Source organism: Streptomyces sp. NPDC006174 (genome assembly GCF_040614075.1).
Lineage (GTDB): Bacteria > Actinomycetota > Actinomycetes > Streptomycetales > Streptomycetaceae > Streptomyces.
Window position 1 is genome coordinate 371,214 of sequence record NZ_JBEXTJ010000004.1, and the last position, 14,877, is coordinate 386,090.

The 14,877-nt window shown below is 71.8% G+C and carries 12 protein-coding genes and 1 pseudogene; 3 read left to right on the forward strand and 10 right to left on the reverse strand.

What is annotated here, in order from left to right:
* Nucleotides 1-188: 188 nt before the first annotated feature.
* From ABZ267_RS11755 to ABZ267_RS11770, 4 genes and pseudogenes are all read right to left on the reverse strand, one after another.
* Nucleotides 189-558 (reverse strand): annotated as a pseudogene (locus ABZ267_RS11755) (transcriptional regulator); the annotation flags it as partial.
* Between the two features lie 118 nt (nucleotides 559-676).
* On the reverse strand, nucleotides 677-1,258 hold the full coding sequence (locus ABZ267_RS11760) for an N-acetylmuramoyl-L-alanine amidase (RefSeq protein ID WP_356756536.1): 582 nt from the start codon (nucleotides 1,256-1,258) through the stop codon (nucleotides 677-679).
* Nucleotides 1,259-1,382: 124 nt separating this feature from the next.
* Nucleotides 1,383-2,699, reverse strand: coding sequence for an SWF or SNF family helicase (locus tag ABZ267_RS11765; RefSeq protein ID WP_356756538.1), 1,317 nt, complete (start codon nucleotides 2,697-2,699; stop codon nucleotides 1,383-1,385).
* Nucleotides 2,696-5,671: a DEAD/DEAH box helicase gene (locus ABZ267_RS11770; protein ID WP_356756540.1), complete on the reverse strand. Its 2,976-nt coding sequence runs from the start codon at nucleotides 5,669-5,671 to the stop codon at nucleotides 2,696-2,698. Before ABZ267_RS11770 ends, ABZ267_RS11765 begins: the two co-directional genes overlap by 4 nt.
* 266 nt (nucleotides 5,672-5,937) lie before the next feature.
* On the opposite strand from ABZ267_RS11770, the gene ABZ267_RS11775 reads away from it, so the two are divergent.
* Together ABZ267_RS11775 and ABZ267_RS11780 are read left to right on the forward strand one after the other, a co-directional pair.
* Nucleotides 5,938-6,999 carry an acyl-CoA desaturase gene (locus ABZ267_RS11775; protein ID WP_356756542.1) on the forward strand — a complete coding sequence of 354 codons (1,062 nt, stop codon included), beginning with the start codon at nucleotides 5,938-5,940 and terminating at the stop codon, nucleotides 6,997-6,999.
* 173 nt (nucleotides 7,000-7,172) lie between these two features.
* Nucleotides 7,173-7,355: a hypothetical protein gene (locus ABZ267_RS11780; RefSeq protein WP_093688018.1), complete on the forward strand. Its 183-nt coding sequence runs from the start codon at nucleotides 7,173-7,175 to the stop codon at nucleotides 7,353-7,355.
* Between the two features lie 144 nt (nucleotides 7,356-7,499).
* On the opposite strand, the gene ABZ267_RS11785 is transcribed toward ABZ267_RS11780, so the two are convergent.
* Entirely contained in the window at nucleotides 7,500-8,450 is a 951-nt protein-coding gene (locus ABZ267_RS11785; protein ID WP_356756544.1) for a hypothetical protein, read from the reverse strand.
* 276 nt (nucleotides 8,451-8,726) lie between these two features.
* On the opposite strand from ABZ267_RS11785, the gene ABZ267_RS11790 reads away from it, so the two are divergent.
* Nucleotides 8,727-9,635, forward strand: coding sequence for an oxygenase MpaB family protein (locus tag ABZ267_RS11790; RefSeq protein WP_356756546.1), 909 nt, complete (start codon nucleotides 8,727-8,729; stop codon nucleotides 9,633-9,635).
* A 146-nt stretch (nucleotides 9,636-9,781) separates the two neighbouring features.
* Here the strand turns inward: ABZ267_RS11790 and ABZ267_RS11795 are convergent, their stop codons facing one another.
* From ABZ267_RS11795 to ABZ267_RS11815, 5 genes are all read right to left on the reverse strand, one after another.
* On the reverse strand, nucleotides 9,782-10,381 hold the full coding sequence (locus ABZ267_RS11795; RefSeq protein ID WP_356756548.1) for a class I SAM-dependent methyltransferase: 600 nt from the start codon (nucleotides 10,379-10,381) through the stop codon (nucleotides 9,782-9,784).
* 139 nt (nucleotides 10,382-10,520) lie between these two features.
* Nucleotides 10,521-11,096, reverse strand: a complete 576-nt coding sequence (locus ABZ267_RS11800; RefSeq protein ID WP_356756550.1) for a TerD family protein — start codon at nucleotides 11,094-11,096, stop codon at nucleotides 10,521-10,523.
* Nucleotides 11,097-11,295: 199 nt separating this feature from the next.
* Entirely contained in the window at nucleotides 11,296-11,460 is a 165-nt protein-coding gene (gene tatA / locus ABZ267_RS11805) for a Sec-independent protein translocase subunit TatA (protein WP_356756552.1), read from the reverse strand.
* 109 nt (nucleotides 11,461-11,569) lie between these two features.
* Nucleotides 11,570-14,365, reverse strand: coding sequence for a magnesium-translocating P-type ATPase (gene mgtA / locus ABZ267_RS11810; protein WP_356756554.1), 2,796 nt, complete (start codon nucleotides 14,363-14,365; stop codon nucleotides 11,570-11,572).
* On the reverse strand, nucleotides 14,349-14,717 hold the full coding sequence (locus ABZ267_RS11815) for a metalloregulator ArsR/SmtB family transcription factor (protein WP_356363365.1): 369 nt from the start codon (nucleotides 14,715-14,717) through the stop codon (nucleotides 14,349-14,351). The genes mgtA and ABZ267_RS11815 overlap by 17 nt, the downstream gene beginning before the upstream one ends.
* Nucleotides 14,718-14,877 lie beyond the last annotated feature (160 nt).

Genomic DNA, 14,877 nt, shown 5'->3' on the forward strand with positions numbered 1-14,877 from the left:
ATGTCGCCGGAAGCACTTCGTCATTCGATGGTCGTGCTGACCTTCGCTGCCCAGATCAGGGCGACGCTCTCGGGAGCCACCGCTCGTCGGCTCCGGGAACGAAGCGACGCAGCACGAACACCGCAAGGTAGCCGTCAGGGAGGCGTGGTCGGCCCTCCGCTCACTCGCCGACATCTTGCACTGCACAGCCGCCTGAGCCGGGAGAGTTCGGCTCGCAGGGTCACCTGAGGCACCGACTCGTTCTCGGCCAGCTCGATCAGCAGCTCGTCCCCGCGCGGTTCTTCCGGGCGGCGGGCCAGGGCCACGAGGATGCATCTGTGCCGCCTGCTGAGCCGGATCCTGCGGTCCACAGCTACTGGTAGCGCCTCATCCCGGACCCAGCGCGCTCAGGCGCACCCGCCCGGCGGCCGGTGCCGACAGCGCGAGGTGCGACCCGGCGGCCCGCGCCACCGCCTGCACGAAGCCCGGACTGTGCGGGTGCGCCGAGCGGTCGCCGCCCGTGATGTCCACCGCGCCTAGCGCCCGGCCGGTGTGCGGGTCGTGGAGCGGGGCCGCCGCGCGGGGTCCGTATCAGCGGCCAGCGCCACCCAGAGTCCGTCAACTCGCCCTCCGTCCCGCCTCACCCTCGTCACCGCTCTCGGCGACAACCCGGCTGCGGTGGCCGGTCGACGGAAGCTCAGGCGAGGTTGACCAGACGGAGGTAGCGGTCCCAGTCCCACAGGACGCCGGGGTCGGTGTGGTCGCTGCCGGGCACCTCATGGTGGCCGGTGATGTGCGCCCGGTCCTTCGGTATGCCGTGTCGTGCGCAGATCGCCGCGGTGAGGAGGGCCGAGCGCCGGTACATCACGTCGGTGAAGAACTCCGGCCGGTCCACCCATCCCTCGTGTTCGATGCCGATGCTGCGCGTGTTGACGTCCCAGTTGCCCGCGTGCCAGGCGATGTCCTTCTCCCTGACGCACTGCGCGACATGGCCGTCACCGGAGCGCACCACGTAGTGGGCGGAGACCTGTTTCGCCGGGTCGCGGAAGATGCCGATCGTCGGGGTGAACAACTGCTGGGCGACGTGGATGATGACGCGGTCCACCCGGCGCTCGGAAGGGTGCGCGGGGACGGTGTAGTTCGCGGCGTGGGCCGATGCCCAGAGAGCCGTCGGGTGGTCCGCGACGGCCGCCGAAGGTGTGACGGCCCGTGCCGATGCCGGCACCAGCGCCACCGCCGCGGTGGCGGCGGCCCCTTGAAGGAGCCTTCTGCGGTGCATCGCACTCCTACAGGGGCCGAGTTCGCCTATCAGGGCGACAGGTGAGGAAAAGAGGAGGCCGAAGCCGTCTCCCGCTGATGACGTACGGAAGAGGGCTCCGGTTCCTCACACCCGTCGGTGGACCTCAGCCCTGGCCCACGGCCCCCGCCAGCGCACTCGCCGGGTCGTCGTCCGCCGGACCCGCCGGCACCCAGCGGCCGCGCTCCTTGCGGTACGGCCACCACCGGCCGTCGCGGTCGTAACGGAGCTGGACATCGGCGCCCGCCACCGTCCAGCGGGCGCCCACCGCCCGCAACCGCGGCCGCTCGGCCTCCTCCCAGGCCGCGGCCAGCCGCGCGCGAGCCCGGGCGAGGGCGTCGGGGTCCGGGTCCCACTCCTCGTCCAGCACCGCCAGCGAGGCCGCCCCTCCGTACCGCCACGCGCTCACGGCCGCCTCCAGCTCGGCGCGCGGCCGACCGGACCCCTCGGCCAGCCGCTGGGCGATCCACGGCTCGGGGCGCGTGTCGGCGGCCATCCGCACCGCGTCCTGCTCCGGCGTCAGCTCCGCCGCGACCGGCTGCCGTTCATGCCCAGCAGCCAGTGCCTCCAGCAGCATCCGACGGGCCCGTACGGCACTGTCGGCGGCCAGCAGCTCCAGCGCCGCCGGGTCGAGTCCGGACGGCGGGCCCGCCTCCGTGTCCAGCGACGGCGGCAGCCCCGGTTCCTCGGGCACCGGCGGCGGGCCGGGAAGCGGCGGCAGTATGGAGCCCGCGGCGAACGCCTCGTCGGCCGGAACCCCGTACGCCTCCCGGTCCACCTCCTCCGGCGCGCCTGCCTCCGTACCGCGCACCGCAAGGGCGGCGCTGCGGACCTGCAGCTCGTCCAGCAGCCGCCGCTCACCACGCCCGCGCATCAGCAGCAGGACGAACGGATCCTCGTCCAGCAGCCGCGCCACCTGGTAGCACAGGGCCCCGGAATGGGCGCAGTGGTCCCAGGTGCCGCACGTGCACTCCGGCTCCAGGTCACCGATGCCGGGCAGCAGCTCCACTCCGGCACCCGCCGCGTCCTCCACCAGATGCGGCTCCATCTCCCGGTCGAGCAGCGCCGCGATGTGCCCGGCCCGCTCCACCGCCATGTCCAGGAAGCGGTCCCACTCCTCACCGCTCAGCTCCTGGAGCAGCACATCGCTCCGGTGACCCGTGCCGTCCCGGTCCCGTACGACGGCCGTGATCCGGCCGGGACGTACGGAGACCGCGCCCACACCGCCCTCCCGGGCCAGCCGGCGCCCCTTCTTGAGCTGTTGACCGTCCAGCGCGGTGTCCTCCAGTGCCTTGAGCCAGGCCCGGCCCCACCAGGAGGTGGCGAAACCCCTGCCCGGCGGCGGAGGCAGCGGCGCGAACGTACGCTCCGCTCCACCGCCGACGTCCGCCGCGTCCGTCCCGTACTCGTCGTCGTCGCTCATCGCGCGCCCCCTCGCAGCTCGACCAGGTCGGCCAGTTCCGCATCGGTCAGTTCGGTCAGTGCCGCCTCCCCGGAGCCGAGCACAGCGTCCGCGAGACCCTGTTTGCGCGCGAGCATCTCCGCGATCCGGTCCTCGATCGTGCCCTCGGCGATCAGCCGGTGCACCTGGACCGGCTGCGTCTGCCCGATCCGGTAGGCACGGTCCGTCGCCTGCGCCTCCACCGCCGGGTTCCACCAGCGGTCGAAGTGCACGACATGACCGGCCCGGGTGAGGTTGAGCCCCGTCCCCGCCGCCTTCAGGGAGAGCAGGAACACCGGAGCCTCGCCCGCCTGGAAGCGGCTCACCATCTCCTCGCGCCGCGCCACCGGCGTACCGCCGTGCAGGAACTGCGTAGGGACCCCGCGCTCGGACAGATGCTCCTCCAGCAACCGCGCCATCTGTACGTACTGCGTGAACACCAGTACGGAACCCTGTTCCGCCAGAATCGTGTCCAGGAGTTCGTCCAGCAGCTCGACCTTCCCCGACCGGTCCGCGATCCGCGGCCGGTCCTCCTTCAGGTACTGCGCCGGGTGGTTACAGATCTGCTTCAGCGCCGTCAGCAGCTTCATCACGAGCCCTCGCCGTTCGAATCCGTCCGCACCGGAGATCTCGGCCAGGGTCTCGCGGACCACCGCCTCGTACAGCCCGGTCTGTTCGGCCGTCAGCGACACCGCCCGGTCGGTCTCCGTCTTCGGCGGCAGCTCCGGCGCGATCCCCGGATCGCTCTTGCGGCGGCGCAGCAGGAACGGGCGCACCAGGGCCGCGAACCGCTCGGCTGCCGCCGGGTCCGCCCCGCCCTCGACAGCGGCGGCGTACCGGTTACGGAAGGTGGAGAGCCGGCCCAGCAGCCCGGGCGTCGTCCAGTCCAGGATCGCCCACAGCTCGGAGAGGTTGTTCTCCACGGGCGTTCCGGTGAGGGCGACGCGGGCCCGGGCGCCGATGGTGCGCAGCTGTTTGGCCGTTGCCGCGTGCGGGTTCTTCACGTGCTGCGCCTCGTCCGTGACGACCATGCCCCAGGAAGCGGCCGCCAGGCGGGCCGCGTCCAGACGCATCGTGCCGTACGTCGTCAGCACGAACTCGCCGTCCACCAGCCCCTCCAGGGACCGTGACGCCCCGTGGAAGCGGCGTACAGGCGTGCCCGGGGCGAACTTCTCGATCTCGCGCTGCCAGTTGCCCATCAGGGACGTCGGACAGATCACCAACGTCGGTCCGGCCGCGTCGCGGTCGCTCTGGCGATGCAGATGCAGAGCGATGAGCGTGATCGTCTTGCCCAGGCCCATGTCGTCGGCGAGGCAGGCGCCGAGGCCGAGCGAGGTCATGGTGTTCAGCCAGTTCAGACCGCGCAGCTGGTAGTCGCGCAGCGTCGCGGTGAGCGCCTCGGGCTGTCCGACCGACTGCTCGGCAGCGGACTCCGGATCGGCCAGCCGCTCGCGCAACCGGTCCAGCCAGCCTGTCGCCGCCACCTCCACGCGGCGCCCGTCCACCTCCGTGGAGCCGGTCAGCGCCGCGCTCAGCGCATCGATCGGGATGACCTTGCGGTCCTGGGCCTGCCGGGCTCGGTGGGCCTCCTCGGGGTCGATGAGGACCCACTGGTCACGCAGCCGCACGATCGGTCGACTGGACTCGGCCAGCCGGTCCAGTTCCTCGCGGCTCAGCTGCCGGTCGCCGAGTGTGAACCGCCAGTCGAACGCGAGCAGGGCGTCGGCGGACAGGAACGAAGGAGTGTCCGCGACGGCCCGTCCCCGCCGTCCGGCTTCCTCTCCTCCGTACTCCTTTCCTTCCTCGGTATCGCCGTCCTGGCCGGCCGGGCCGATGACGGCTCGTGCGGTCAGCTTCCGCGCCAGCTCCTTGGGCCAGTGCACCTGCACGCCTGTGGCGGCCAAGGCGCGCGAGGCGGGGCCCAGCAGCTCGGCGATCTCCTCGTCGGCGGGCTCCACGGCGTCCGGTACGGCGGCGGAGAGCAGCGGGGCCAGTGGGGGCCAGGCGCGGGCGGCCCGGCGCAGGGCGAGGAGGGCGTCCATCCGGGCCCGTGGCCCGAACGCCGCCGCACTCCGCGTGCCGCCCGCCCACACCTCTGCCGCGTCGGCGACCAGGGAGGGGTCGCTGACGCTGTGGATCTGCAGCACGGCACGGAAAGAAGGCGCCGCGTCGTCATAGGAGGGGTTATCGGTATGGGAGTCTGCGTCGGCGCGGGAGTGGATGTCGGTGTGCGCGGTGGTGACGGTGGCTGTGGTTCCGGTGACCTCGATACGCAACGAGAGCCGCACCCCGGCATCGTGACCGGCCGCCACGTCGGCGGCCCAGGCCCGTCCTTGGGGCAGGTGCTGCGGTTCCGGGGCGGCGAACGCGGGGCCCGCCGCCGCGAATCCGGCTGCGGGCGTCCGGGGCAGCCCGTCCGCCACCGCGTCCAGGAACGCCCGCAACAGCCGTTCCGGCTCGGGCAGTAGCTGCGGCCCGTCCGCCGCCTGGCCGGTCTCCAGTGGGGTCGCGTGGGCGGCGGGCGGCATCGACGCGGCCAGATCCCGGATCCGCTCCAGGTCTCCGGCGGCCAACGGCCCGACCCGCCAGGCGTCCTGGTCGGTAGGGCTCAGCCCGGGCAGCAGGAGCCCGCGGGCGACGAGCTGCAGCCCGAGCAGCGCGGCCGCGCCCCAGAAGGCGGTCGCGGGGGAGGCCTGCGCGTCGGCCCGCGCCCGGGTCAGCACCGGCAGGGCCTCCCGTAGCGGAAGGCGCAGGGCAGGAACGGTACGGCGCCGGGCGCCGGCCTCGGCCACGGTGAGTTCCGACAGGACCCCGGGCGCGTCGGGAGGGGTGCTCCCGTCCGGGTTCCAGAAGGCGATCAGTCCGGTACGGGACGGATCCGCGGGGATGAAGACCGCGGAGCAGCGGGACAGCTCGGAAATCTCGGAGGGCGTTGCCGCAGGGTGCCGGTGCACAGGAATGTCAGATTCCTCAAATTTGACTAGTGGGTCGGGGTCGGAGGGTACTCCGCTCGAAGGGGCGACGTGCCACTCTCCGCTGTGACCTGGGTCACTCTCCTGTCTCCGCTGTGTCGAGCGCGTGGTGAGGGTGCAGCTGGCACCACCACGGATTACGGGGGTCTGCCCCAGGGAGAACCGGGTGGTGGCGCCATGGCTGCCACAAGCCTCCGATCCGTACGTTTAGCCAGGTCAGCACCCATGTCCGAGATACCGGAGACCTCATGTCCCAGGCAACAGCCACCGTCGCGGACCCCGCCGGTGACAGCAGTTCGGACCGGACCGGCCCGCCTGCTGCCGGCAGTGATTTCGCCCCTTTGCTCCGCGTTGTGAAGGGGCAGGGCCTTCTCGAACGACGTACCGGGCGGTACGCATGCGGCATCGCGGCCAACCTGGTGGCCTTGGGCGGAGTGATCACTGCTTTCGTTCTGCTGGGCGACACCTGGTGGAGCCTGTTCCTCGCCCTTCCTCTGGCGGTCCTGTGGACCCGCACGGCTTTCGTCGCCCATGACGCGGGCCACGCCCAGATAACCGGTGGCCGCAGGACGAGCAGATTGATCGGCCTGGTCCATGCCAACCTGCTCCTCGGCATGAACGAGGCCTGGTGGAACGACAAGCACGTCCGTCACCACGCCAACCCCAACCACGTCGACAAGGATCCCGATGTCGGCGTCGGCGCCCTGGTCTGGACCCAGAAGCAGGCGGCGCAGCGTGCGGGATTCGCCCGCTGGCTGACTCGCAACCAGGCCCGGCTGTTCTTCCCGATGCTGCTGCTCGAAGGCATAGCCCTGAAGGTTTACGGGTTCCAGTTCCTGGGCCGCCAGCCGGCGCGGGAGCGTGTGGTGTCGGCGCTGCTGATGACCGCGCACCTCGCGCTGTACGCGACGCTGCTGCTGACCGTCCTGTCCCCGGGCAAGGCGCTCGTCTTCGCTCTGCTGTTGCACGCGCTGTTCGGTCTCCACCTGGGGCTGGCCTTCGCCCCGAACCACAAGGGCATGGAGATGCCCGACCCGGACGGGGAGCGCTGGGGCCATCTTCAGCGCCAGGTCCTGACCTCACGCAATGTGCGCGGCGCGATCCTCACCGACTGGTTCCTCGGCGGCCTGAACTACCAGATCGAGCACCACCTGTTCCCGAGCATGCCCCGGCCGCACCTGCGGCTGGCCCAGCCCCTGGTCAAGGAGCACTGCAGGAGCATCGGCATGCCGTACACGGAAACCGGACTGATCGAGTCCTACCGGCAGGCGCTGGCCCATATGCACGAGGTCGGTGAGCCGCTGCGCTGACGGCAGACCGGGCGCGGGGTAGGCGGGCGCTCGCGAGGGTGTGGCGAGCGACAGGACGCGGGACGGGAACGGGGAACAGGACGGGCGGTCGCGGGAGACAGTAGGGGAACGTAAGAACGGACAGACGCGTTGACACAACGGGAGCGGCGCCGGCCGCGAAGGAGGCGTGAACCATGTCGAACGGTGCGAAGGTCGCTGTCGCGGGGGTGGTGGCCGCGGCCATCCTGTGGCCCCTGATCGGATTCTGGTGGGCGCTGCTGGTGGTGATCGGCGTCCCCGTCGCGGGCTACCTGCTGCTGGACCCGTCCCAGCGACGCAGACTGCGCAGGATCAACCGCAAGGAAATCGGTCGCTGAGCCCGGCGCGTGAGACGGCGGTGGGCCGCCGATCCCCTCAATTCCCGAGGTGCTGATCCCCGGAATCAGCAGGAGTTGACGTCTGGATTCGCCGCTAACTGATTTCTGGCACCACCACAGTCGGGGCCTGCGACCGGATTGCGCTCACGCCGGATGCGGAGCCAGTGCGTCCAGGGCCTCCAGGAGGCCGGGCAGTGCGGGTCCGCGGCCGACGGGCAGTACCTCGCTCGGCTCCTCGTCCAGCAGGATCAGCGCTATGTCGTCGGTCCTGGCCACCATCGACCACCCGGGCCCGTCGACGCGCAGGATGCGGGCGTCGGCCGAGGCGAAGACGGAGCGGATCCGGCCCGGTGGCGGCGGAGTATTCGTGTAGGCGAGAGCTTCCGACAGGGCTCGTCGCACGCCGGGATGCTGACCGGACGCAGCGGCACCGGGCTCAGCGTCCCCATCGGTGGCCGAGTCACCGTCTCCAGGCGCGGCGGGCGCCTCGGCCGCACCGGGCCCACCGGGTGCGGGTGCATGGTCCGCACCGGCTTCACCGTCCGCACCGGCCTCGCCGGCTCCACCGGACTCCCCGCTTTCGCTCGACTCTCCGTCCACCCGGACGAACTCCGCATCGTCGATCTGCTCCCGCCACACCGCCCACCGCTCCGCGATCTCGTCGGCGCCCAGCCGCCGCTGCGCGGGGCCCCAGGATTCCGTGTCCGGAGGAGTCAGCGGCGCGGGGCCCACACCGTCCGTACGAGGGTCGTGCGGTGCGGGCACTCCGGGTGCGGCGACCGCCAAGGCCAGCGGCCAGCCGGGGAGCGCGCACACCACGGAGCGCTCGTCGGGGGAGAGGTCGTACTCCATACCGCAGTCCCAGGCGGCGATGGCGACGGCGACCAGGGAGACGTCCTCGACGACCACGGTCCAGCGGGCGCCACCGCCGTCCTGCCCGAGGACGAGACCGTAACCCTCCTCGTACGGTTCAAGGGCGAGCGCTCCGCAGGCGGCCACGTAGTCGTCGCCCAGGACGCTCGGGAACCGGGCAGGGGTCAGCAGCACCGCGGTCAGCACCAGCAGCGCGTCGTCGTCGGCGTCCGCACCGGCCACAGTGTCCTCCTCGTCCCTGATCCCTGATCCCTGGTCTCTGGTGCCCGGTCCTTGGCTCTTGGTCCAGTCAACGCTCGGCCGCCCGCCGTCCGGGCCCGCCGCACATCATCTGTCGGCGCACCTTAACTACTCGGTAACCCCGCCGTCGAGGCCCCGGCAGGCAGCACGGAGCAGGATCCGTCGGTCTCTCGGCCGGGTCGCTGTGGCCGGGAAGGACCGGGGCGCAGGGGACAGGCCGCCATAGAATCGGGGCTCCGGACGAGCGAGGGGAAGAGCATGGTTCAGCGGTACGACCGGCTGAAGGAGATTCAGCGACTCGACCCGGAGCGGGACTTCCTGGAGATCTACCGCCTCACCGTCACCTACGAGTTCCCCTGGGACATCACGCGTGCCCTCGAACTCGCCCTCTACCGCACCTATGCCGTGCCCAGCATCGGCCGACTCCTTGACGAGACAGCGGAGTTGACCGAGCGTTCACAGAAGCGGTACGACGACACCGCGCTGCTCCTCGATACCGTGGTGGAGCACGGATTCGACACGGAGGAGGGCCGCACGGCCGTCCGCCGGATCAACCAGATGCACCGCAGCTACGACATCAGCAACGACGACATGCGGTACGTCCTGTGCACCTTTGTCGTCACACCGAAGCGCTGGCTGGACGAGTACGGCTGGCGCCGGCTCTCCGACCACGAGCTGAGGGCCTTCGCCGCCTACTACCGCACCCTGGGCTCCCGCATGGGGATCAAGGACCTCCCGCAGAGCTATGAAGACTTCGAGCGCACCCTCGACGCCTACGAGCGGGAGCACTTCGGCTGGGACGAAGGAGCCCGCCGGGTCTCCGACGCGACCCTGGCGCTCATGGGCTCCTGGTACCCGGCGCCGCTCGCCCCGCTGGTCCGGGGCGCCAGCCTCGCGCTCCTGGACGATTCCCTGCTTCGGGCGTTCCGTTACGAGCGCCCGGGGCCCGTGGCCCGTGGGCTGACCCGGGGCGCTCTGCGCCTGCGCGCCCGCGCCGTCCGCCTCCTGCCGCCCCGGCGCACGCCGCACTACGCCCGCCAGAACCCGGAGATCAAGGGCTATCCGAACGGGTACGAGGTCGCCGCCCTCGGCACGTTCCCCGCCCCGGGCGTACGTGGCTGCCCGGTTCCTGGCCACCGGCGGCCGTCGGAGGCATCCGCCGAGTGACTCCAGGGTGGCCCGAGGTCCGAGGTCCGAGCGTCCGCCGCCCCGACCGTCCGGCGGATGCTGAGGACATCACCGCGCCACGAGTGCGTGTGTGTACCGGACGGAACCGGGACGAGCGCCGACCCCGGGACCAGGTTCGTGGTGCGTCAGGGCTGACGTACGGCGAGGGCGAGGAAGCGGTCGTCCTCGTCGGTGTACGAGTCCAGCCGCCAGCCGGAACCGGCCAGCAGGGCCCGCAGCCCGGGCTCCGCCCGCAGGTCGTCGTCGGTGAGCGTGCGCCCGTGGCGCGCGGCCAGGGCGGCCCGGCCGATCGGGTGGAACAGCGCCAGCACTCCGCCCGGCCGCACCACCCGGGCGAGCTCCGCCGTATCGGCCTCGGGGCGGGCCAGATGCGAGATCAGCCCGGCCCCGAACACCGCGTCCAGAGCCCCGTCCCGCAGCGGCAGCCGGGCGACGTCGGCCCGGATCAGCGTCCCGCTCTCCGTCCGCCCCGCCCGTACCGCTTCCTCCAGCATCGCGGGCGTGAGGTCGACGCCCAGCACGGTGCCGCGCGGACCGACCACCGCGCGGAGGGCCGGAAGCGCACGCCCCGTACCGCAGCCCGCGTCGAGCACGGCGTCCCCCGGCCGCAGGCCGAGCAGACCGGCCGCGGCGGCGTACGCCGGGCCGTCGTCGGGAAACCGGCTGTCCCAGCCAACCGCGCGCGGGGTGAAGAAGTCCAGGACGTGCGTGTGGTCATCGGTCATACGGAGATGATCGCGCAGTCGGCACCGGCGCGGAACGCCTCGGAGCGGCGGGCCGAGCGCAGTCGTCACACAGCCTCGGGCGACACCGCCGGGTGCCCGGACATGTCTCTGTCCGGGCACCCGGAAACGTACGTACTGCTCAGACGTTGACGCCGTAGTCGGAGGCGATGCCGGCGAGCCCCGAGGCGTAACCCTGGCCGACGGCCCGGAACTTCCACTCCACGCCGTGCCGGTACAGCTCACCGAAGACCATCGCCGTCTCGGTGGAAGCGTCCTCGCTCAGGTCGTACCGAGCCAGCTCCACGCCGTTCGCGCGGTTCACCACGCGGATGAACGCGTTGCGTACCTGGCCGAAGCTCTGGCCACGGCTCTGGGCGTCATGGATGGAGACCGGGAACACGATTTTCGCGATCTCGGCGGGGACCGAGGCCAGGTCGACCTCGACCGACTCGTCGTCGCCCTCGCCCTCACCCGTCAGGTTGTCACCGGTGTGGCGGACGGAACCGTCGGGGCTGTTGAGGTTGTTGTAGAAGACGAAGTGGGCGTCGGAGAGTACCTTGCCCGTCTCGGAGCACAGCAGCGCACTGGCATCCAGGTCGTGATCGGCTCCGGTCGTGGTCCGTACGTCCCAGCCGAGGCCGACCGTCACGGCCGTCAGGCCGGGGGCCTCCTTCGACAGGGAGACGTTGCCGCCCTTCGCCAGGCTCACACCCATGTATTTCCTCCAGTGTTCCGTCGGTCCGCACGTCTGATCGGTCGGTCCCTAGATCCTGATCCGTGCTGTGTCGCTGTCACTACATGTGCCGCTACTGGTACGAACGCCCCGCGCGGCCATCAAGGTTCCCGGATTGCGCAAACCATGAAATGAACGGCGGCCGAGCGCCCGGTCCGGGGCGCCGGGTCCCGAGGTGGACTCAGCAGGCTTCCTCGTCCTTCATGGCCTTCGCCTCGCTCTTGAGGATGCGCATCGACCTCCCCAAGGCGCGGGCGGTGTCCGGCAGCTTCTTCGAACCGAAGAGCACGATCACCACGATGGCCAGGATCAACAGGTGCCAGGGCTCCAGGCCGTTGCGCAACATTCTGGTCCCGCCCTTCTCTCCGTCCACGCGACAGCAGTTGCCGCGTACGACAACACTTGCCGCATTGCGCAACTGTACAACTTTCGCTCTGAGGCCGGACGGCCACCCCTCAGCGCTCGGCGACGGCCTGGCGTAGGCCCGGCTCCGGTTCGGCGTCGGCTGCCCGACGCCGTTCGTAGCGCCTCCGCGCGGCCGTGAGACCGACCGCGTACAGGCTCAGCACCGAGCCGAGCAGCAGGTAGTAGAGAGGCGGCAGAGCGCTCATCCCCAGCCAGAGACCCAGCGGGGTCAGGGGAAGCAGCACGCCGACCACCGCGAGCCCGGCCGCCGCCGCCCGCAGCGGACCTCCGGCCCGCCGCTCGGCGGTGCTGCGACCGGTCCGGAGCAGGACCATCACCAAGGCCTGGGTCAGCAGGTTCTCGGTGAACCACCCGGCATGGAACGCCGCCTCGCCGTCGGAACCGGCCGCATTGTGGAGAGCGAGGGCCAGCACGCCGAAGGTGGCGAGGTCGGCGGCGGTGTTGAGCAGTCCGAAGCCGGTGATGAAGCGCAGGAAGTCGCGGGAGCGCAGGATCGTGGGCCGACGGAGGACGGACGCGCCCGGGCGGTCGAACGCGAAGGCGAGCTGTGCCGCGTCGAAGCAGAGGTTCTGTACCAGCACCTGCGCCGGGAGCATCGGGAGGAAGGGCAGCATCAGTCCGGCCGTCAGCATGGCGATGACGTTGCCGAGGTTGGAGGAGAGGGTGATGCACAGATAGGTGGCGATGTTCCCGCTGCTGTGCCGCCCGGCCAGCACCGCGCGGTCGATCGCGGTGAGGTCCTTCTCCGCCAGCACGACGTCGGCCGCCTCGCGCGCCACATCGACGGCGTTGCGCGGGCAGATGCCGACGTCGGCCGCGTGCAGAGCGGGCAGATCGTTGACGCCGTCGCCGAGGAACCCGATGGTGTGCCCGCCGGCGCGCAGCGCCGAGACGATCCGCGCCTTGTGCTCAGGGGTGCACCGCGCGAACACGGTCGCCCGGTCCGCGACCCGCGCCAGCTCCGCGTCCGACAGCGTGTCCACCAGCTCGGCCGTCACCACGTCCCCGTGCCCGCCCGTCGCGTCCGTGCGCAGCCCCAGCTCCTCGCATGCGCGGGCCGCCGTGCCCGGGTGGTCGCCGGTCAGTACCTTGACGGTCACTCCGCGCCGGGCCAGTACGCCGAGGGCCTCGGCGGCGCTCGGCGCGGGGACGTCCCGCAGGGCGACCAGGCCCACGAAGGTCAGACCGCGCTCGTCCGCCGGCGTGTACGCGCCATGCCGGGCGGGCCGGTCGGCGCGGGCCACGGCCAGCAGGCGCAGCCCCGACTCCGCCTTCCGGGCCGCGAGGGCGAGCAGCCGCTCCCGCTCGTCCCCGTCCAGCGCGCACCGCTCCAGCACCGCCTCCACAGCCCCCTTGGTCACCAGCGTGTGGACGTTGAGCCGGCCAGGCCGCCGGACCACCGCGGTCGCGACCCGCCGCACCGGATCGAAGGGCAGCGCGGCCACCCCTTCGTACGCCGAAGCCTCCAGGTGCTCCGCCTCCTCCGCCGCGTCCAGCACCGCCTCGTCAAGGGCGTCCGGTGCGGGCAGCTCCGCCAGCTGGAGCGTCCGCAACGCGCTGAGCGCGGCCCACCGCAGCACCTCGGGATCGGGCCGGTCCGAGCCGTCGACCGCCGCCGCGACGACAGGCCGGTCCTCGGTCAGCGTGCCTGTGTCCAGGCACAGCACATCGACGGCGCCCAGGTCGTGCAGGGCGGGCAGCCGTTTGACGATGACTCCGTTGGTACGGGCGAGCCGGGCCGCGCCCCGGGCCAGGGCCGTCGTGACGATGACGGGCAGCATCTCCGGTGTGAGCCCCACCGCCACGGCCACGGCGAACGGCAGTGTCTCCAGCCCCCGCCCCCGCAGCGCGGCGTTGGCCATCAGCACCAGCGGCGGGGTCAGCAGCATGAACCGGATCAGCGTCCAGGAGATGCCTTGCACCGACCGGTCGAAGGCGCTGGCGCCTCGCTGCCGGGCCCGGCCGTCGTACGCGGCGGCGAATCTGGTCGCCGCTCCGGTGGCCACGATCACCGCCGTACCGCTGCCGGAGGTGACACTGCTGCCCTGGAAGCACAGCTGTGGCTGCGCGAAGGGCCCGGCCCCGGCGAGCGCGGGATCCGGTACGTCGAGAGGGTGCTTCGCCACCGGCGCCGACTCGCCGGTCAGGGCCGACTGGTGCACCGTGAGCCCGCCGGCGCGCAGCACCTGCACATCGGCCGGTACGAGATCGCCCGGCCCCAGCCGGATCACATCACCGGGCACGAGATCGGCCACCGGAACTTCCCGCTCCAGGGGCGCGGCGTCCGCCGAGCTCCGGCGCACCACGGTCGCCGTGGTCGCCACGAGTTCCCTGAGCGCGGCCGTCGAACGGTCGGCGCGGTGCTCCTCGGCCGAGCGCAGCAGGCAGCTGACCACGACCAGCGCGAGGATCACACAGGCCGTGCCCCACGCGGAGACGACGGCCGAGACCAGTCCCAGACAGAGCAGTACGGAGGTGAAGGGATCCCGGAGGCTGCGGACGAAACGCCGGGGCCAGGGGACCGGCCGCGAGGCCGGCAGGACGTTCTCGCCGAATCTGGTCAGCCGCTCCTCGGCCCGCGTCTCCACCAGGCCGCGCGGACCGCTGTCCAGCGAGCGCAGTATCTGGAGGGACGTCTTCACCCGTGGCCGGCCCGGTCCTCCGAGGGGCGGCGGACCCGCGGTAGCGGGTTCCGTGCCGGTGCTGAGAGGTACGGGCTCCGACGCGGACGGGTCGGCGGCCGGGAACGGTGTCACGGTGGCCGGTGTGCCGGGGGTGGTCCGGCCGGATCCCGCGGCTGGGCTGCCCTCAGGCACCGAGCTCACGCAGGCGGACGGGCTCGTCCTGGGCCAGGTGGCCGGCGCGTTCGGCGAGCTGGCCGACCATGAGCCGGACGACCGTCACCACGTCGGGGTCGTCGACCAGATAGACCTGCCGGCGGCCCTCACGGCGCGAACGGACGAGACCGGCCAGCTTGAGCTTGGTCAGATGCTGGCTCACGGAAGGGAGCGTGCCGCCAACCCGCTCGGCGAGGCCCGTCACATCGCTCTCGCCCTGAGCCAGCGCCCAGACGATGTGCAGCCTCGCGGGAGTCGCCAGAAGCCCGAAGGCGGCCGCGGCCTCGGCCAGCACCTCGGCGGGCGGATCCTGGAAACCGCCGCCGGCACCTGTCGACACGCTTGTTCTCCCGTCCATGGGCCGCCCGCTCGGACCTGTCACCGCATCCGTCGCCGCGGCCGAAAGAAACCAGTGTAGAGGCCATGCCGAAGAAGGACGAGATACGGCAGGAGTGGGCGGGCGGGGTCCGCATCGATCAAGAACGATCAACCGCCTCCGG

Excerpts from the sequence above, each read along its gene's own strand:
- ABZ267_RS11800 (WP_356756550.1), bottom strand. The coding sequence starts at position 11,096 with ATGGGTGTGAGCCTGGCGAAGGGCGGCAACGTCTCCCTGTCGAAGGAG.
- ABZ267_RS11765 (WP_356756538.1), bottom strand. The coding sequence starts at position 2,699 with ATGAGCGACGACGACGAGTACGGGACGGACGCGGCGGACGTCGGCGGT.
- ABZ267_RS11775 (WP_356756542.1), top strand. The coding sequence starts at position 5,938 with ATGTCCCAGGCAACAGCCACCGTCGCGGACCCCGCCGGTGACAGCAGT.
- ABZ267_RS11780 (WP_093688018.1), top strand. The coding sequence starts at position 7,173 with ATGTCGAACGGTGCGAAGGTCGCTGTCGCGGGGGTGGTGGCCGCGGCC.
- ABZ267_RS11790 (WP_356756546.1), top strand. The coding sequence starts at position 8,727 with ATGGTTCAGCGGTACGACCGGCTGAAGGAGATTCAGCGACTCGACCCG.
- ABZ267_RS11760 (WP_356756536.1), bottom strand. The coding sequence starts at position 1,258 with ATGCACCGCAGAAGGCTCCTTCAAGGGGCCGCCGCCACCGCGGCGGTG.
- tatA (WP_356756552.1), bottom strand. The coding sequence starts at position 11,460 with ATGTTGCGCAACGGCCTGGAGCCCTGGCACCTGTTGATCCTGGCCATC.
- ABZ267_RS11795 (WP_356756548.1), bottom strand. The coding sequence starts at position 10,381 with ATGACCGATGACCACACGCACGTCCTGGACTTCTTCACCCCGCGCGCG.